The sequence below is a fragment of the Rhizobium sp. Leaf453 genome (assembly GCF_001425605.1).
Lineage (GTDB): Bacteria > Pseudomonadota > Alphaproteobacteria > Rhizobiales > Rhizobiaceae > Pararhizobium.
This window is the reverse complement of sequence record NZ_LMRG01000006.1, coordinates 40,155-60,281: the sequence shown is the minus strand read 5'-3', so window position 1 is coordinate 60,281 and position 20,127 is coordinate 40,155. Positions and strand designations below refer to the sequence as shown.

Annotated in this window: 12 protein-coding genes; 1 reads left to right on the top strand and 11 read right to left on the bottom strand. The window is 56.8% G+C overall.

The genetic code is table 11. From position 1 onward, the window contains the following. Window positions 1–21: 21 nt before the first annotated feature. The 11 genes from ASG68_RS08940 to ASG68_RS31845 form a co-directional block, all read right to left on the bottom strand. A complete protein-coding gene (locus ASG68_RS08940; protein WP_244484188.1) occupies window positions 22–3,273 on the bottom strand; it encodes a DEAD/DEAH box helicase in 3,252 nt (1,083 codons plus the stop codon). Window positions 3,274–3,331: 58 nt separating this feature from the next. Further along, window positions 3,332–3,733, bottom strand: coding sequence for a DUF2177 family protein (locus ASG68_RS08935; RefSeq protein WP_062581227.1), 402 nt, complete (start codon window positions 3,731–3,733; stop codon window positions 3,332–3,334). A gap of 102 nt (window positions 3,734–3,835) precedes the next feature. Further along, complete coding sequence (locus ASG68_RS08930) at window positions 3,836–4,486, bottom strand: hypothetical protein (protein ID WP_062581224.1); 651 nt, start codon at window positions 4,484–4,486, stop codon at window positions 3,836–3,838. A 376-nt stretch (window positions 4,487–4,862) separates the two neighbouring features. Beyond that, a complete protein-coding gene (locus ASG68_RS08925; RefSeq protein ID WP_413814002.1) occupies window positions 4,863–5,918 on the bottom strand; it encodes a lipocalin-like domain-containing protein in 1,056 nt (351 codons plus the stop codon). A 4-nt stretch (window positions 5,919–5,922) separates the two neighbouring features. Then, window positions 5,923–8,331, bottom strand: a complete 2,409-nt coding sequence (locus ASG68_RS08920; RefSeq protein ID WP_062601807.1) for an ABC transporter permease — start codon at window positions 8,329–8,331, stop codon at window positions 5,923–5,925. Then, entirely contained in the window at window positions 8,328–8,987 is a 660-nt protein-coding gene (locus ASG68_RS08915; protein WP_062601809.1) for an ABC transporter ATP-binding protein, read from the bottom strand. Before ASG68_RS08915 ends, ASG68_RS08920 begins: the two co-directional genes overlap by 4 nt. Window positions 8,988–9,397: 410 nt before the next feature. Next, complete coding sequence (locus ASG68_RS08910) at window positions 9,398–11,737, bottom strand: glycosyltransferase family 4 protein (RefSeq protein ID WP_082477910.1); 2,340 nt, start codon at window positions 11,735–11,737, stop codon at window positions 9,398–9,400. Then, entirely contained in the window at window positions 11,727–14,978 is a 3,252-nt protein-coding gene (locus tag ASG68_RS08905) for a glycosyltransferase (RefSeq protein WP_062609521.1), read from the bottom strand. Before ASG68_RS08905 ends, ASG68_RS08910 begins: the two co-directional genes overlap by 11 nt. Beyond that, window positions 14,975–17,200, bottom strand: coding sequence for a UDP-galactopyranose mutase (glf, locus tag ASG68_RS08900; protein WP_162243530.1), 2,226 nt, complete (start codon window positions 17,198–17,200; stop codon window positions 14,975–14,977). The genes ASG68_RS08905 and glf overlap by 4 nt, the downstream gene beginning before the upstream one ends. A 199-nt stretch (window positions 17,201–17,399) precedes the next feature. Then, complete coding sequence (locus ASG68_RS08895; protein WP_164491888.1) at window positions 17,400–18,545, bottom strand: glycosyltransferase; 1,146 nt, start codon at window positions 18,543–18,545, stop codon at window positions 17,400–17,402. Between the two features lie 753 nt (window positions 18,546–19,298). Next, the gene (locus tag ASG68_RS31845) at window positions 19,299–19,625 is read right to left on the bottom strand and encodes a hypothetical protein (protein ID WP_062601817.1); all 327 of its coding nucleotides are present in this window, start codon (window positions 19,623–19,625) and stop codon (window positions 19,299–19,301) included. Between the two features lie 251 nt (window positions 19,626–19,876). Here ASG68_RS31845 and ASG68_RS08880 point away from each other — a divergent pair, with 251 nt between their 5' ends. Next, complete coding sequence (locus tag ASG68_RS08880) at window positions 19,877–20,065, top strand: hypothetical protein (protein ID WP_062581211.1); 189 nt, start codon at window positions 19,877–19,879, stop codon at window positions 20,063–20,065. Window positions 20,066–20,127 lie beyond the last annotated feature (62 nt).

The window sequence follows — 20,127 nt, the reverse complement described above, 5'->3', positions numbered from 1 at the left end:
CCCCCCGTGGCCAACTGCGTGTTAGGTTGCCGATTGTCGGAAGACCTTCTCCAGTAGTGAAAGGCGCTGTGGGCCGTCATCCATAGAGACCGTGAACACGAGCCGCTCATCGCGGTACTCGGCCTGACAGAACTTCGTCAGCGTGTTGCGCTGCTTAACGGTGGGCTTTGACGCAAAACTCATTGCCAAACCGCGTGGTCCAGCATCGATCTTGCAGACACCATACGCCGCGGCTGCAACGCGAAGTCTGGCAAGGCGGATGAGTGTGGAGACCTCATCAGGGAGCTCGCCGAAGCGATCGTCGAACTCGTCTTCCAGTTCATCCAACGCATCCTGATCACCCGCGCGAAGCAGTCGAGTATAGAGGTTGAGCCGTACCGTACCGTCCGACACGTAGTCTTCAGGTATCGATTGGGTGATGCCAATATTGATTGCCACATCCTGTTGCTCACGAAATCCCCGTTTGCCGTTGGCTAGTACCGCGCGTTCCAGGAGTTTTTGATAAAGACTGACGCCGAGCAGTCTCATGTGCCCTGCCTGATCGTCTCCGGTAATATCGCCGGCGCCACGCATATCGAGATCCTGCATGCTCATCGCGAAGCCCGCGCCCAAGCGATCGTAGGCCTCCATGGTCAACAGGCGAGCCCGCGTTTCACCCGAAATCTCATTGTCTGCCAAAAGCATGGCTAAGCCTTGTATCTGACCACGCCCGACCCTGCCCCGCAGTTGGTGTAACTGCGCCAGGCCAAATCGATCGGCCCGCCAGATGAAGATAGTGTTTGCACGCGGGATATCGAGCCCGCTTTCAATGATGTTGGTGGACAGGAGTACATCCCCATCCCCGTCGCCAAATCCGACCATGACCTTGTCCAGCTCTGCAGCTTTCATTTTACCGTGCGCGACGCGGATCGATAGCTCGGCGACGAGGTCTTTCAGCATTTCGTGAACGCCGTCGATGTCCTCAATTTGCGGCACAACAACGAAACTCTGCCCGCCGCGGCGAGACTCGCGCAGCAGCGCGACACGCATGGAAGCGCGATCGAATGGTCCAAGCGTGGTTCTGACCGGCCGACGTTTTGATGGCGAAGTCGCAAGGATGCTGACGTCCTGAATACCGATCATAGCCGATTGCAACGTCCGAGGGATCGGCGTCGCTGACATGGCCAGCAGATGCAATGCGGGCGAGAGAGATCTCATCGCCTGTTTGTCGCGCGCGCCAAACTTGTGCTCTTCATCGATGATCAGCAGCCCGAGCCGGGAGAACCGAACATCCTTTGCAAGCACGGCGTGCGTGGCGATAACAATGCCGACATCTCCAGCCCCCAATCCGGTTTTAACGTCAGCTGCCGTCTTCTGATCGATAACCCGCGACAGCATTTCGACCTTGACATCCGTATTGGCAAACCGACGCGCGAATGTGAGATAATGCTGACGGGCCAGAACCGTGGTCGGTGCTATGACCACCACTTGCGCGCCACACAAGGCGACTGCGGCCGCCGCCCTCAAGGCAATTTCGGTCTTGCCGAAGCCGACATCGCCGCAGACCAGCCGATTCATCGGCTTTCCAGAGCTCAAATCCTGCAGGACCGCTCGAACGGCCGATGACTGATGGGATGTCTCCACATAGGGAAAGCGCCGCACGAAGTCCGCGTAAGCTTTGTGTGGTGGGACTAAGACCTCTGCTGTGGTTTCGCGACGAGCCTTGGCAAGCCGCTTTAGATGCCGAGCGGCTTCTTCAATGTCCTTGTCAATTTCGGTCCGACGTTTGGCCCAGGCCTCGGTGTGCAGGCGGTCCAGTGTGACCGTTTCGGGCGACGATCCGTAACGCCACAGCTTGCCGAACTCGGCCATCGGCACGAGGACTGAGCCGCCATCGCGATATTCGAGCCGGGCCGCGTCCTGAGTTATCCCCTCGATATCAAGAATTTCGAGCCCCTGCAAGATGCCGACGCCGTGGTCCTCGTGAACCACGACGTCACCAAGCTGAATTTGCGGCTCATTCAAGAATGAGGAGGTATCGATTTCGTCGGTCTCTTCGCCCAGCACGTCTGCAGTCGTCACGACCTGAATGTGGTCGACAGCAAAGCCTCGGTCCAATCGACACTTTAGTGTCAACATGGATCCCGCCGGCGCTGAAACGCATGCCTTCCAATCATCAACAGGCGTCACATCTGATATTCGCGCCAAGGCGCGCGCCAGATTATCCATCGAACGACCGCAGCCGGCGAGTACCACGGATTGGCCCGCTTTTTTCTGCTGATCGACAAAAGTGACCAGAGCCTTTCGACGATTGCGCCCCTCGATCGGGCCTCGTTGACGAGCGTCGGCGTAATCGATGTCAAACCGGTCAAACGGTGAAAGTTCTCGAAGAAGCTCATCCCGATTAAGGTAAAACCGACTTGGCTTTCGGCGCGCCCTCGACTCGGATTGCGCACGGGCATCTGTCGCGTCCTGAATGGTCTCAATGAGTTCGTCGAGTTTGCTGTCCCATCCCTCCTGTAAAGAGAGCAGACTGCCGTCAACGACATCACCCAGCGTTGGCATAGTGCCGTAGGCTTGCAGCAGTTGCTCTTCAACAGATGCAGGACGGCTATCGGCGGCGTCTGAGAAGCTGCTGAGGATCAGCTCGGAAGCCGGCCCAAATGTCATTTGCTCGACCGTTTTGGTGGTTCGCTGAGTCTCGGCGTTGTAGAACCGTAGCTCCTCGATCCTGTCACTGCCGTCGAGCACGATGCGCATCGGGACGGGGCTACCGGCGGGAAAAATGTCAACGACGTCCTCGCGGAACACGAGTTCGCCAGGCTCATCAGCGAGCGCCTCCTCCAGATAACCAGTTCTAAGCGCGAATTTTCTGAATGCGTCACGATCGAATGGCTGCCCAACCTCGAGAGTGACCTCGCTTTCCCGCACGACAGAAAAAGGTGGGGTTGGCTGCAGCACCGCTTTCAATGAGGTGATGAGCAGCCTCGGCTTAGACGAGGATTGCAGCCAGACACGGAGCGCATCCATACGCCGACCCATCGCCTGTTTGGACGGCGCGACGCGATCGTAGGGAAGACAGTCCCAAGGTGGGAACAGGATAACCTCGATATCCGGACCCAGATGTATTGCTGCGCTGGCGATCCGCTCCGCTGTTCCCCCCGTTAAAGCGACGAAAGTATGCGGACGCGGATCGGAATGCATGATCTCGACCAGTTTTGCGGCGGTTAACGCGTTTGAGATTTGGAAAGGGTCCGATGACGCCTGACTTGTGAAGCTTGAATAGTCTGACACGCGCAAGCCAATCTCCAGTCTTTATTCGAAATTACAAGTTTGCTCGGAAACGGTAGAGCTACGCGAAATGTCTCGCGACAGCATAGCCGCTCACGCTGGCAATCGCTGTCAAGACAGTGCCCCAGATCATATCAACGATGCTGAGTGGAGCCGGCCAATTCTTCAGCGTCGAGAGATTCGTCATATCGTACGTTCCATAGGCTGCGAGACCCAGGACGACGCCGTAACCCGCTGCTGTCCAAAGCGATCCCGCCGCGAGCCCGGGCCGAACGGCTAGAACGACAATTGCCGCAGCAAACGACAGGTAGAAAACTCCGGCAACCGCAAAGTTGGGTGACGGAAGCATCAGATCGCCGAGCTGCTGTTGGTAAAATTTGCGAGCCACGACGCCGAGCCAAATGGCGTCGATGGCCAGGAACGACAAGAGGGTGGCAATATAGGCAATTCCAAATGTTTTCACGGTGTATCCCTCCCTGTGATGCTGGCCCGCGTGCCTGTTGCGGAAGGCTCGCTGGACTCAGGCGCTTTGACAAAAACGCTATGATGCGGCTGCAGCCCGATCTTAAAGCCCTCGCAGCACACCGATCTCTTCTGCGTCCAGCCATTGCAGCAGCCGTTCACTTTTGGTCTTGAGCTTCAGCACAACACGCAGCATGCCTGACTGGAAGTCCTCGAAGACCGCCGGATGGATATAGGAAGACCGGCAGACGACACGAGTGTTGACGAGCTTCGCAGCGACGCTATCGACTGCTTCATTGAGTTGCCGGGTCAATTCGCGCTGGGTCGCAGCCGCCTCGAGCGCCGCCAGCGCCTCGACGGCCATGCAGGTCGCGCCCCACGCGCGAAACTGTTCCAAACTTAAGTCGTCACCGGTTACCTCTCGGATGTAGTCATTGACGTTATACGAGGAAATCGCACGAGCGGCCCCGCCCTGGTTAGCGTAATGGAACAGACGTTGCGCTGGGAACTCCTGCATGTCGCACAGTGATCGACGGATCGCCAACGTCGTTAGAAAGTTCGGAATTGCCAAAGAGTTCAGCCGTTTGATTTCTCCGGCTTCCTTGATTCGCCGGCCGTCCGGGCGATAGTAAAGAAATCCATCCGCACCGGATTTGCGTGTGATCCCAGTATCCAGTCCCGACACATGGACAAGCCCGGATGCGAGTTTGGCCTCAGCCGCAATCGTTTCAATGTTTGTGATGATCTCGGTCATTGCGCGATAACTCGCAAATCGGGTGGCTGTTCCTCGGCCGTCTGGAAATGGTGGCACTAATGGGACCGGTATCAAAACTGGCTACAACCCTGCCCGGACATGACCATTAAATTGGCGACCAACGTACGTTGCTGAAAAATCTACGAGTTGCTTTGGACTGCCGCACCCCAGCGGCGGCGCGCTTCTAGCGCCTCACACCGCAAGTCTACCGATCGTCGCCATATCGTCGCGAAAGCGCGAAAGCTCCTCATCTCGCTTAATCTGATCGGGACTGCGCAAAAGGGAAGACGGATGCACCTCCGGCAAGCTCCAGTACACCTACTGTGAAGGCAGTTCGACCCTAGCAAACTTGTCATCAGGCGCCGTTGTGTGAAAGCTAATAACCAGTCATTTCCAGATACCCCACACCTGACGCGCTGCCTTGGAACGAAATCGGCCCCTCCCAATATGGCGTACTCGTGCTCATCCAGGACTGATCGAACAATGGCCGGGTTGTGATCTCCAGTGACCTGCCCGGAACCTGGATACGCCATGCCACCGGCATATCTCGCCCGTTGACCCTGGCTTGTCGTACAGATACCAAATGAACAGCCCCCTTCGACAATGGCGTCGTCTTGCCATCCGCCGAAATCCAATTCGCGGAGATAAACCCTTCTTTGTCATCGCGCAGCCTGAATGCCATCAGTTTTTCGCCCGTATCGAAGTGCAGCGAAAACCAGTCCCACCCCGTTTGATTTGCAGCTAGTGGCTGGGAAGACCACTCTCTGTCGAGCCAGGCTTGCCCGCTCACTGCGACGTCAGCGCCCGATACCGTGATCACGCCATCTACCTGGTAGAAGGGTTGCGAATAATAGTAGGAAGCTTGTCCGTCCGCAGACTTCACGGAGAACCCGCGATCCCCTTGAAGCACCAACGGACCTGTCGACTTCAAGTTCAGACTGTAGCCGAAATCTTGCCCGTTCGCGGTGAGAAGGAGTTCATTTAGTTCATCGGCAGGCGGCCGCGCGACGCTCTTCATCGTCCAGTCATCGATCCAAGCCTCAAACGGTTGGGTCGTGGCATTTGCCTGCCCCACGCCTCCTCTGGCCAGACGCTCTGCGACATACTGGTGGTTGTCCGTGGTGATGGCCGCGTGGCCGATCCAAATCTGCGGGTCCGCAAAACTTTGAGCTGTACCCGGAGCCAGAGCTGAGCGGAACAACGTCCACTGTACGCCGTATCGCTTGCCGTCCGCGCTTTGGAGGTTTGCCGTCACATACCACCATTCAATACGGTAATCCGGATGAGCGCCGTGATCGGAGGGAAATGATAACGGGTGGCCTCGCTCGGGGATCGCAAAGCCCGTGGCATCTGAGCCAAGCCCGGCAAAGCCTTGGGACTGGCTGTGACCCGCTGAAGCGGTCATCACCAGGGCAACCAGCGCGCCTAGCATTATTTTAGCGTTCATCGGCAAAAATCCTCAACAATTCGGCTGGGGTGATTGTTGCCAGACGCCGGGCCGGCACGAGAATCGAAAAAAGCGCCGCTAGAAGAGCAACTGCCCCCAACCAGAGCCAGTCTAAAGGAAACACAGTCATTGGCAGCCGCCAGCCGAATGCCTCAACATTGACAATCTCCAACAATACCCAGGCTAGACCAAGCCCAACAGGAATGGCCGTCACAAAGGTGGCAAGCCACAGTGCCAACGTCCGGACGACTTCGTAAAGCGCCAGATCGCGCCTTCTGACACCCATTGCCCAGAGTGGTGCGAGTTGTGGAAGGCGAATGCTCGAAAGCGTCAGCAGGCTTGAGAACATCGCGAAGCCTGCGACAGCCAGCGTCAAGACGTTGAGGGCTCCTGTCACGGTGAAGGTTTGCTCGAACACGGCTGTTGATTGCCGTTTAAGGGAAGCCTGGTCGATGATTGCCGTCTCAGTCAGACCAAATTCCGTGACGAGCCGCTGCCTCAGGTTTGAAACCTGTTCCGCTGCAACACGTAGGCCGTAGCGAAGCTTCGGGACGTCAGGGTAATGCGCAACAAGAGAATCTATGCCGATGATAACCTGCCCTTTTGGATTGCCGTAGTCGGAATAGACACCAACGACTGTGGCGTCCCAGTTACCGGGCATCGGGATGGTCGCCCCAAACGTTGCATCGCCGCGTCTCCACATCTGCTCATTGATCAGAGCCCCTTTTCCGGAAGCGACCTCGTCCCACGCGTCGTGGTTCGCAACTATCAGCGGCCAGTGGTCGCGATACGTAGGATCGTCCACCACTCCAAAGATTTGAAGTTGCTCACCCAGAACATCTGCTTCAACATTCCAAATCGGCAGGACTGAGGTGGAATATTTGGGGAGCCATTCACGAAGTCGCTTCGCCTCGTTCTCATCCTTGGCGGTAACGTAGAGTTCCGCTGCCAAGCGCTGGTCGAGCCATCCGAGAAAGGTCAGTCGGAAGCTTGAAACCATGGTGCCGACGCCGATATTCGCCGACAGTGCGAGCAGGAGTGCCATCAGTGCAAGCGATAGGCCAGGAAGCTGCAGGCGCGTGTCGGCCCAGAACCACTGGGTGAGCGCCGCTCGCGACACCCGCTCTACCATGACTAAGATAATGGAAAGCAGCCCCGGCAACAAAAGGGCCGCGCCGAGCAAGAGGCATCCGAGCGTCCCGAAGCCTGCAACAAGTCCAGAGCCTGCAATACCGAGGAGCATCGCCAATCCAAGCAGAGAGCAACCGGCCACCGTCTGGAATATCAAGCTCTTTTTTGAAACTCTCTCCCATGCTTGTGGTTGAGCTGCTGCCAAGATTGGCAACTTCCAGACTCGCCCGAGGCTCTGCGCAGACGAAATCGCCGTACCTGCGAGAGCGATCAGCAACCCCGTAAGCCACCATTCAGGGCGAATGGACAAGGTGCCGGGGACGGTAGCGCCGTAAAGACCTCTCAATGTTGTAGCGACGCCCGGCATGAGCGTGGAGGCTACGAAATAGCCGAGGATAACACCAAGGAGACCGGACAGCAGTGCAAGTGCGGCCAGTTCGATCAGGAGCATCGTCGTCAACGCAGGCAGCGAAATCCCGAGTGAGCGCAGCGTCCGGAAAGTTCCTCGCCTTTGTTCGAACGTCAATCCCGCAGCCGAGTAAACGATGAACAGTCCGACGACGAAGGAAAGATATCCGAACGCTGTGAGGTTGAGATGAAAGCTCTCGGTCAAACGACTGACATCCGGTTCATCGGGAGTTTCTCGCAAAGAGACTTCGGGACTGAGCCGCTCTATAGCCTCCAGGTCAGACCTTTGCTTGGGTGCAACAACCAGCCTGCTGATCTTGCCATTGGCTTTCAGCAGCTGGTCGGCGGCGGCTATATCCAGGAATGCGGCATCATTTGGCACTTGCTCGGAAACCTTGATCTTCATAACCGTATTTCCACGGAGTTTGTCGGCCGTGGAAGCCGAAACGACGAGTAGGCCACGAGCAGAGAGGAAGCCTGAGAGATCGGATGCAGTCGTAATGCTATTGATTTGCTCTTCCCGCGGCATACTCAAAGGCTCAATGCCGATCAGTTTGATCCGCACAGATCCAAAACGGTACGGGCCTTCGATAACGGGTGAGACGTTCCAGCCCCATCTCCGAAGCTTGGCGTAGGTTTCGATGGAAATTCCATTGCCGTCCTTGGCAACGATCTGTCGCAACCCCCCTTGCTCGAGCACGGACGCTGCCCGCGCGTAGCTGGCTCGCGCCTCCGCGTTTATGGCCTGAACGCCCGACCATAGGGCTGTGGCAAGGGCAATCCCTGTCACAAGGGTCAGTAACTGCAACGGTTTGCGTCGCCAGTGAGACAACAACGCTGCAAATGCAGTGAATCTCATTCGACGATTCTGCCGCCTTGCAAGACGACCTTTCGATCAAGGCGGTCTGCCAGCCGCGACGAATGGGTAACAAGAAGAAGTGCGGACCCGGCATTTTTTGCCAAGGAAAGTATCAGATCAAGCACAGCATCGCCTGTTGCCTCGTCGAGATTGCCCGTGGGTTCGTCGGCAAGAATGAGCGGCGGGCGGGCGGCCAGTGTACGGCCGATCGCGACGCGCTGCTGCTGTCCACCCGAAAGCTGTTCGGGATACCGCGTAAGATATGGCTCCAATCCCAGTCTCGCGGTCAGAATTTGCTGCCATGCCGGATCATACCTATCGGCAAGCTTGGCATGGAAACACATGTTAGCCGCGACGTTAAGCGAAGGGATCAGGTTAAACTGCTGGAAAACGAGACCGACCTTCTTACGGCGATACTTTGCACGCTCGCGTTCGCTGAAACCGGAAAGCGCTTGCCCAGCCATCATCACCGACCCACTGTCAGGGTGATCCAGCCCCCCAGCCAAATGGAGGAGCGTGCTTTTGCCGCTTCCGGATTCGCCCGTTAGCGCCACGCTTTCGCTTGCACCGACAAAAAGGTCGACTCCCTTCAAAATCTCGATTGTCCCCTCGACGGTTGTGTATGACTTGCGGATGTTTGACATACTTAGGCTCATAAGCTCTCAAACCTTGTCATTAAGCGTCGGAGTGTATGTCGGATAACCGTCACAAGTGAGGTGAGGAATGTCGTCACCGTCGGCCGTGGCGGTGTGTTCTAACGCTCGCCACGATACCTTGACCGTACATAGGCCGAGTGGTGCCGCGCTTCAATCAAGGGAACACTATGAAATTCGGCTCGTTGTTCCAGTCAGGAGGTTGCCTTGCGAAGGGACCGAAAGGAGCGCGCAGTTGGTCGCACAGATAATATGAAATCACAAGCGATGCCTCCTATGCAACCCATTTCACCCCTTGAAAGCCAAGTCGCTGTCAGAGAAACAACTGCGGTCATTCGGCCATCTTTCGATGCTATCGTCTCGATGGCGAATTACCGTCGAGGTAGCATTCGGGCCTTATATGCCAGAAGCCTCTATAGACCTTGCCCGCTGAGCCGAGAACGTTGACTGGCGGCTCGACACCGCCAAGCAGGCGATTCACGGTTTGGCGCGGGAATACCTCGGTGCGCGAGATCGTTTGAAATTGCCCGAAGTACATCTCGCAATGGTTGGTAGGCAATACGCTCCGTGCCGACGCGCTCGTTCGAAAGAAGGCCGTTCTCACACGGACGGTCGTCGTCCCATCCAAGATGGCTGATAATTGGGTAAAGGCAGATCCCTTCGACCGGCACGCCCGCATCCATCGCGGCTTGGACCTCCCGATCGACGTATCTGAGCCATGCGGGGCGCTGTTCCGCCTCTATCCCGGTCTCCGCGACAAAGAGCGGTTTCCCATATCGGGCGAAGGTTTCAATCAGTATTGATCGGAATGGCTTGTACAGCGCGTGGTTCCTGTCAATCGGCGGGCCGCCGTGAATCCATTGGTTGTTATGATAGTAGTTGACGCCGACGATATCCAGATACCTGTCGGCGCCACCAATCTGCGGCCACAGTCGTCCCGCTAGCAGGTCCCATCCCTGAAATTGCGATTGCCGATGTCCTTCGGCGTCACGTCTTTCCCATGGCCGGGAAGGATCGGTAATGACATTGATGACCGGATCACAATGAACGAAACGAGCCCTTGGATCGACCGCGAGCACGGCATCCATGGCTGCGATAGAGGCGCGAGCGAGTTGAACTTTCAGTTCAAAGCCCCGCCCACGGGCAAACGGATTGAGGTAGGCGGCGTCACCACCACCCCAAGAGAAGAATGAAATTTCGTTGACGGGCGAATAGAATGGCACCGAGTCGCTCTCGTCACGGACCACACACGCTACGGCCCCGGCAAAGCGTGCAAAGCGCTTGACGAAATCCGGAGACCAGATGTCTATGTCGTCAGGCCAGCCATAATGCAGCAGGTCCCAAATGACCTGGGTCTTGGTTTCATTTGCGGCTCTGAGCATCGGCAAAAAGCTCGACCAGTCATAGCTGCCAGCGCTGGTCTCTATCAGATGCCACCGCAATCCATCACGCACTGTACGAATAGAATAGCGAGCGAGTTGATCATAATCTTGCTGAGCGTGATTATCGTGCCCCGTCGCAGCGATAATATCGAGGCGTTTTCCGACCGTCTCGTCCAAACGTGGGCGTAACCGATGGGTGGAGCATTCAAAACCGCCTTGAAGAAAAGACTGGAACAGGCCAGTCGGTGCCGATGGCGATCTCTCCGACATGACCTTGTGGATCAGGCTTTCCCATTGAGGCAAGACGGCTGCTACGCTGTAGAAACTTTCCACAGTCGAGCGCAGCGTTTCGCCCAGCCTTTGTCGCAACGCCTTGGAGCAGATTAGTCTGGACATTGCCGCAGCGACGGAGGTTGGATCGTTATACGGAACAAAGATGCCAGAGACTCCATCGTTGATCTGCTGCATCGCGCCGTTGTCGGGTGTTGCGATCACAGGAAGGCCCGCAGCGCCGGCTTCCGCAATTACATGCGGCATCCCCTCGCCCTTCGACAGCCAGACGAATATGTCAAACGAGGCCAGTAGAGAAGGAATATCTTTCCGGTCACCGAGAAACGTCAGTGCTTCAGTAAGCCCTCTGGCTTTCGCCAGTGCTTGCAACTTCACCGCATAGTCCGGAAGGAACGCGTCCGGCCCCCCGACGACGACGAAGCGCGCGGACATGTATTGAGCATGTGCGATCGCTGCAGCCTCGATGAAGTCCTCGACATTTTTTTTCGGATCAAGCCGCCCGACCCAGCCGATTAAGATCGTGTCGTCGCTCACGCCAAGTTCCCGGCGTATGATCGACCGCTGGGAAGAGTTGAATTCCGCGAGATCGACCATCGACGGTATTTCAACCGCGTCCCCTTCCCGTCCGGGCATCTTCGATGCGGCGGCGTCCCGGATGGATCTGCAAACCCCGACGTAACGATGGGTGAAGTGCTTTGGCCCCGCCAGAGCTTCCGACACCAGTCCACCATGCTCGATTAGCGGCGGACGCCAATGCATACGCTCCAGTGCCGGATAAATATCCGCAACGTTCTGGCAGGAAATGACGACATCGTAGCCTGCGATCTTGCTGGCCAGATAGTTGATCGTGTCATCGAAGGAGAGTTGATAGGGCGTTGTATCGACATCCACCCCCAAGTCCGTCAATTGCTCGTGCGTCTGCTTCGGCATCCCCGGCTTGTGAAAGCAGACGACGACGTCGATGCGGTAGCGGCTACGTTCTAGATTACGGGCGAGCAACCGAACCTCGGTTTCCTCGCCACCGACGACCAGCCAGGCGAAGACGAACAAAATACGGATGGGCGGTTCATCAGTGATCATTGGAAACCTTGAAAACGATCTGCAGAAATTCTGGCCGGTTTTCAACGAGATCAGCAAGGAATGCCGGTCCATCGTCGAACGGAACGATATGTGTGATCATGTGCTCGCGGATGAGCTTTCCATGACTTTTCAAGAGACCGATTGTTTCTTCGGCAAGCCGGCGACGGTCCCATAGTGTCGCCAGGCCACGCGGCACGCGGTTGATCTGCGCGCAGCGTAGATTGAGCCCGTTGTGATGAAACTCCTCACCCAGCCGCAAGGCATCCGCCCCACCCTGGTAGAAAGCGAGATCGACAACCGTCCCCTGCGGACGCAGCGTTTTCAACGCAATATGCAAGCTCCGCACGTGCGCTCGCGTCTGGAAAACGACATCGGCGCCGCGATCCTGGCCGCCATTGTGCCACCGCGCTTTCGCATGCTGCCAAACGTCATCCTCGCCCATGGCGATAAGGCCAAGGGCTTCTGCCTTGTCGCGCCGGAATTGCGAAGGATCGGCAACGACAACGGACGAGGCGCCCGCCCTCTGCGCGAACAGCGCGGTCATCAAGCCGACCGTGCCTGCACCGAGCACGACCACTTGCCGGCCAACGATTCCGGCACCGAGAGCGGAAACGTTCGTTCCCAGCGCATCCTCGTCGGCATGGAGGATACCGTTGGCGGCGATCGGCCCCATCTGCGCGACAAAAATGCCAAGTACGGGGTCGAGATCGTCCGGAAAAGGGATCAGAACGTCGTGATATGGATCTGCGGTATGGCCCGTCTTGTGGGCAAACGTCGTGGCAACAGTCGCCCCCTCCGCAAAACCATGTGTCCTCGATTCCGAAACCCGAGCGACTTCCATATAGCCAAGGAACGGGACCGGGTAATGGAGATCGGGCTCGTTTTCGAGGAAAACGCCACGCCCTCCATCAAAGCGAGAGTGGAAGTACGGGTTGGTATTTTTCATGAACGTCAGTTCGGTACCGGCGGAAAACCCGGTGTACAGCGTGTCAAGTCGTATCTGGCCTTCGGCGGGCGGACCTTCCTCGTACTCAAGAAAGTAAGCTTTCCCAGGTGCTTCCACGCCGAGTGAGCGAACTTTGCGGTGGCCCGGCGGCAAGCTTTGCGGTGGATCGAAACGCGGTTGATACAACAAGGGTGCCATTGGATTGCGGTGGACGTTAGGCAGTTCAATCTTAACGGGCTCGCCGCCGCGAGCAGAGGAAACAACCGCCAGCGCAAGCCTGTGCGTCGCCAATGCGTCTCCATAAGCGCAGCGAATATGATTGTCGCCGCCGCGCACCGCATCAATGAAATCACGATCTTCACGCCAGACGGGATCCCCTTCGGCTTGGCGCACCGGCCGGCCGGCGCCTACGTCGACCATGATATCGTGGTCGGTAAGTTCGATCGCGAGCCGGTCGGCAAAGATATTGAGCCCGACCTTGTGGTTCCAGCCGAGAAGACAAGTGGATGCGATATTGGCAATCACCCCTGATTGAAAGGTAAGGCTTGCGGTTGTCACGGACGGAACGTCAAGGCCGGGAAATTCCGCCCGGTCCCTGAAGCCGACACGGCCATAGACCTCTTGAACCTCCCCGATGAGATATCGCGCCAGATCAATGATATGGGTCGTTTGCTCCACGATCTGCCCGCCCGAGCGATCGTTCTTCCACCACCATTGCGGCGGTGGCGTCTGGTCCAGCCAATAGCCTGAAAGCAGTTGCGCAGGATTATCGGCCAGCAATCGACGCGCTTCTTCGACCGTGTCGAGGTACCGCCAATGATAGCCTACCGCAGTGATCAACTTTGTAGCTTCGACAGCAGCGGCAAGCTCCTCCGCCAAACCAAGATCAAGCGTGATTGGCTTTTCGACAAAGAACGGAGTACCCCGCGCGATCAGGTCGCGCTCCGCCGCGCCGTGGGCAAACGGCGGAATGCAGATGTAGACCGCATCCAGGGCCTCATCGGCCAGCATTGCGGCGTGGTTGTCGAACGCTCGCGCGCCAAAACGCGACGCGGCGTGCTCTGCGCGGCTGAAATCGGGGTCTGCGAAAGCCACAAGGCTCACATCCTCGAACCCGGATAGGATATCGAGATGCCGGTGCGCGATACCTCCGACACCGATGAAGCCGATGCGTGTCTTATTCATGTCGACGTGTCCTTGTGTGTCTTCTGTCTGTCGAGGAAGAAAGCGGCGATACACATCGGCCGTTTGATCGGCCATGCGCTGTGCTGAAAACTCCGCTTGAAACCGCTCGCGACTGGCCTGTCCGGCGATCCGCGCCCGGTCCATGTCGCCGAGAGCGGCCATTATCGTCGCTGCCAATGCACACGGATTGCTGACCTCACAGAGAAATGGATGATCAGAACCCAAAGCTTCGACGGTCCCGCCAATCCGGGTGGCTACCACCGGCAAGCCAATCGACATTGCCTCCAGCACTGCAAGCGGCAAACCTTCGAAGAGCGAAGGCAGAATGAACAGGTCGGCGCTTGCCATCAACTCGGCGATATCAGTCCGGTGTCCGAGAAATTCCACATGCGGACCAAGCGAGAGTTCGTCGACCAGTGCCCGAACGGCTGCCAACTCCTCACCTTTTCCGACAAGGCGCAGGATGGTTGAGGGGTGCTCCCGCAACACTTCAGACATCGCGGTGATCAGGGTCGCGTGGTCCTTTTGCTTGGAAAACCGGGCCACGGCGATCAGCACTCTTCCGCACCCAGGCTCGGCTCCAGCGCTGTCAAGCGGGCGCTGATCCATCGCTTCTAAAGGAAGTATCCCATTGCGAATAACAGTAATTCGGTCGCCATCGACACCGTGTTCCTCGAAACTTGCGCGCGATGCTTCCGAAACGACGATGTGGTGCGCGAGGTCCCCGCTTTCCATTGCATAAAGAGCTTGCTGATCGGTATCGGTTAGCAGGTATGGAAGATGCTCGGTACGGATGACCGGAATACCACTGGCAATTCCGGCGCGCGCGAGGCCATGACCCTCCCAGCCGATACCGGCATGAACATGCAGCAGGGCAATATCATCCGTCTTCAGCCAGCCTCCAAACTCTTTATCATTGTCAATCGCCTTCACAGAGAGGCCACTGCGTGCCGCACGCTCCAGCAGACACACCCCGCTCTTGTCGAGCGCGGCAAGCGTGACGTCGAATTGCGGTTGAAGCGCGCAACCAAGTGTCAACATGTGCTCGCCCATTCCGGATGGGTCGAGGCTGTCTGTCGCCAGGACGATACGTGATCGTTTGCCGTTCATCGCGCGTCGGCGGCCACGGTTTCGGCCCGAACCTTCTTCGCCATCCGCCGATAGGTCGCCAAAGCCTGACCAACGACCTGATCCATGTTGTAATATTTGTATGTTCCGAGACGGCCGACAAATGTCACGTCCGAGCGTTCTTTAGCCAACGCTTCATATTGTTTGTAAAGCGCCTGATTTTCAGGTCGAGGGATCGGATAGTAAGGGTCCCCGCTGCCGCTGGCAAACTCGTAACAGAGGGTGGTCTTGGAATGAACCTGTCCCGTTAGATGCTTGTATTCGGTGACGCGGGTGTAGGGAACGTCCTCGGATGGATGGTTGACGACCCCGACCGGAAGCACGCGCCGCGCATTATGGGTCTCGTGCCGGAACGTCAGGCTGCGATAAGGCAGCCGGCCAAAACGATAATCAAAATATTCATCGATCGGCCCGGTGAATATCGTCTGAGCTGCCAACCCTTGCAACTCGAGATATTCCGTACCTGTCCTGACAGTGATGTTATCGTGATCGAGCATTTTTTCGAACATCTCGGTGTAGCCATTCAGCGGCATCGCCTGATACGTGTCGAGGAAATAGCGATCGTCGGTATTAGTGCGTGTGGGGACACGCGCCGTCACCGACTTGTCCAATTGGGAGGGATCGAGCCCCCATTGTTTGCGGGTGTAGCCCTCGAAAAACGTCCGATACAAGTCGCTCCCGACCTGCGAAATGACCACATCCTTCGAAGTCCTGATCGTATCGCACGCCTCTGCACGGCTTGCCAGAAACGACGCCGCTTCTTCTTCATTCTTCAGATCGAGCCCGTAGAGAGCATTCAGCGTCGTCCTGTTGATCGGAACAGGCAGACGGAGATCGCCAACTTGCGCCAGCACCCTGTGCTCGTACGGCCTCCAGGCGGTAAACTGCGACAGGTAACTGAAAACTTCTTGGCTGTTGGTGTGGAAGATATGGGGTCCATATTTATGGACGAGAATACCGTCGTCATTGTGGAAATCGTAGGCATTGCCGCCGATGTGGGGTCGCCGATCGCACAGAAGCACGCGCTTTCCGCCTTCCGATGCGAGCCTTTCGGCTAGAACCGAGCCCGCAAATCCGGCGCCCACGATAAGGTAGTCGTATCGCGATGGTGTTCTGGATCTTGCTTTTTCAGGATACCGTATCTTAGGCACCTGCAAACCGTCTTGGCGTCCAATGGCCTCATTGACCAAAGTTTCCATCGCCAGGAATGTCTCGTCCCAGGATAGTCCTGCAAGCATGGCATCGACCGGCTTCACCCAATCGTGGGTGCCGCGACTGAGAGCAAGTGCCTCGTCACATGCTACAACGAAACGGTCTGCATCCTTGGCGACAAAAACGCCATCAACATCGCCATAATGGCGAACGACATCTGTAATTGCCGTACTAACGACAGGTCGACCTGCCGCCAGATATTCCGGCGTTTTGGTTGGGCTTATGAATTTTGTTGCGTCGTTCAACGCAAATGGCATCAGGGCGACATCCCATCCAGAAAGATAAGCAGGCAGCTCTTCGTAACTCTTCTGGCCGAGATAGTGAATGTTTGCGGCGCGCGGTAGGTCCTCGGGAGCGATCTTGGCGACGGGGCCAATGAAGACGAAAGATAGGTGGGGTCGCGCCTGAGCGACCTGCGCAATCAGTTCGAGATCAAGACGCTCGTCGATGACACCATAGTATCCAAGTTTCGTACCCCTTATGGACCGTTGATCCAACGGCTCGTCACGGTTCGTGCGAGCGGCATGAAAATGGCCGACATCGACGCTCGACGGAAATGGATGGATGTTGTCGTGCAGATGGCGCTTGGCTTGATAGAGACTGTGACCACCCGTGAAAACTACGTCCGCTCGCCCGATGAGCGCCGACTCGGTTTCCCTCAGTCCCGCCGGCGCGAATTTGAAATTCGCCAACTCGTCCATGCAGTCGTAGATCACGGCGGATGCGTCTACATGGCGGGCGAAGCTGTACATCACCGGCGTGTAGAACCAAAGAATTGGTTTCATGACGCCATAAAGTGCTAGAAGCTCGTCGAGCAATTTGCCGAGCGCTCGCTCCCTTTCCTCGTCGCTCCACCAATGCGGAATTCGTGGACGAATGGATTTGACTATCGTTCCTTCGAACGGATGAATCTCCATATAAGCAAGATGATGGTCGGTCGGGATGAACTCTTCAAAGAAGAAGACCTGCCGCGCCTTGGAAAAACGCTCCATCAAGTGTTGCGGCCGCTGCAACACAAAATCCCAACGCAGGTGAGAAAAGCATATCAGGGGGGCGTGACGGACAGGGACTGTACGGGACCCTACGGGAAAAGAACTGGAGAGATTCATTGAACATCCGCGCTTGAGAGACGAACGCAAACTACAACTCTCTCGGTTTGTTCCGCTTTCGCTTGAATATTCTTGCGCCCACTTACCTTATGAAAGCCTGCAGTCTGCGCACCGAATGAGGCCATGTCCAGTTGTCCAGCACCGCTTGCCTCGGAGAAAAATTTGAAAGCGTCGCGAGCATATCGATGACCGCCTCGTGAAAATTCTCAGCTGACGATGTGCGCCCTGTTTGCGCCGTGATGTATTGCAGTCCGCAGCGGAGAGCCTCGTTGGCAAGGACGGGAAGGCCGGCAAGCATGTATTCCGTCAGGATAGCCGGAGCCCCATCATCCACTCCGCATACGACACCCATTTTAGCCTGGTTCATGAGCTTGTTTACCTCGGCATACGCAACGCCAGGCGGCCCAACAAACTCCACATTAATGTCAAGCTCCTGGGCGCGGCTACGAAGATCCTCGCTCAATTCCCCGTAACCGAACACACATAGAGCACGAATGCTGCGCGGCAGCTTGGCCATCGCATCGAAAAGAATGTCATGGCGCTTGTAGGCCTGAGCGGCGGCGACATAGATGATGTCGTAGATCTTTGGCTCATCCATTGGATAAAACATGACGTCCGACGCAAATTCCGGCCCGATTGGCAGGATTGCGGTTTTCATGGCCGGGTGCCGAGCGACGACCTCTTGCGATTGCCACTCGGCGCCGGTGATCACCAAATCGAAATGCCGGCTTACTTCGGGTGGAACGCGCAGCGCCGGGGCGTCAATGGAATTATAGATCTTGTAGCTGTCATTGCAGGCTTCCAGAATTTCCTCGGAAACACCGAGCCCCCAAACGCACAATATGTCCGGAGCTCCGAATGCCGCAATGTGAGCGAGCATGTCATTGGAGGCAAACGGCGTCTCGGGACCATTCATCCGGAACGAGCGCCGGAAGATAAACGGTGCCCTACTTTGATCGAGCAACGGCGGATCATCACCTCGCCAATGGCTCCAAATTTCGGCGACATCAACCATTCCCACCTTGACGCAGGCGAGCGGAAGTCGATCGAGATAACCGCCCGTAACGACACAATCGTTATGTTCCTGAGATCCAAACGGTAACTCACATGTGCGCTGCGACCAGTGAGCGAGAAATTCCTTAAAATCAGGTACACGCGACGGAAATATGCCGCCGTCCTGGAAGTCGCTAATGACAACGATCCGTTTTTTTTTCAAAGGCAGGCTCATCAGACAATTGCAGTGAAAAATTCGTCAACTCGTTAGTTGCCAACCAGAACTCGTTGCCGGGCAATTTGATCCATGCCCGGCGAAGTTCGTAATCGGTCGAGCTTCTTCGGTGACGCATTGCGATAAATGTGAGATAGCAGCGCTTTGGAGAGACGCCACCTCGGCTGTCAGGCGGTAGCGCTAATTCAGCCCTAAGATCACTGTCCTCGCAAGCCTCCATTCTTAAAGTCCATGCCAACAAGTTGTTCCTGTACGCATTCGTGAGCAATAGTAGGGTGTTTGACGGTTGTCGTAGTTGACGACCATCAGTTTGTGTCCGAAGTTCCGGACTATCCTTGCTGTGCAACGTTCTCCGCTAACTGCGGGAACTGCGCGATCTCATGAACAATCTCCGCCCGACGTGCAACTGCAGGAAATCCGATGCCGAAATGACCTATGGACGACCCAATGGAGGCAACCGAAAGGCTTCAATGCCTCGTTCGTGTCCGAGGTGCACGGGAACATAATCTCAAGAACGTCGACATCGACATCCCGCGGGACGCGCTCGTCATCTACGAACCCGCCTGCGGAAAGCCGGTCGATGCCGGCGAGGATCATGTTGGAGGCGAGCAAATGGGCGGGGATGCCCCTCGTCGCGCGTGCTTCCGGCACGAGCGCCACACTCTCAGCCATCGCATCGCCCCGCTTACGGATCGCCATCGCGCCGCCCTTGATGCGGATTTCGCCATTAACGTCCGGGATCAATGCCGGGGATCACCAGTGCCAGCGCCGAGCCGCTGGAACCGAGCAGGCCGGCGAGCCCAGCAATCCAACGCGATGCAGTGTCAGGGAAGCGTGTTTCGGCCTGTGCCGGCCGCTGACATTCTTCAGTTCCAGAAGCACATCGCCCCGGACGGCTGCGCCGCCCTCGACGTCCGAGGCACCTTTCGAGCGCCGTCCGACGATATGCTCGACCATCGTGTCGATCGGTAATTCGCAGAGCGGCGCGGTGATGAAGTGACGGTCGTCGCGCAGGATTGTCGCGCGGTCGGTAATGCGGGCGATCTCGTCCATGCGGTGATTGACATAGATGATCGCCACCCCCTTATCGGCAGGGTATGATGTAAAAAACGGCCGGACATTCCGTAGCGAGATCACCTAATAATCCGGCCGCGCCACATGCCGCGGGGCAACGGTTGAGACTTGGCATTGGAGGCTGGCTTTCGCCAGGTCTTGCGCCGGACGTTGGCAATCGGCCTTCGATTAGCATCAGCAAAACGACGGTAACGCTAATATGTTCTGCGGAGGAACGATCCTAATTCCGCAGCGTTCAATGAGTGAGGAGACTTTAAATGTCATTTCCGACACCCAAGCATGCAATCGGGGATATGAACCGCTCGATCGAGTGCGAAGAGCTCATTCATCCGTTCGTAGCCGGTTTGATTGATCGAGCCGGAAGTGCGGGCTGGACGCTGGAGGAAGTTCTGCTCGCAATTGAAGAGACGGTGAAGGAGATCCGATCAACTCCACTTCCAGTATGAAGGTTAGAATGACAAACATGACGCTCACGAAAAGTAATATGGCCGAGCGTTTATTCGATCGT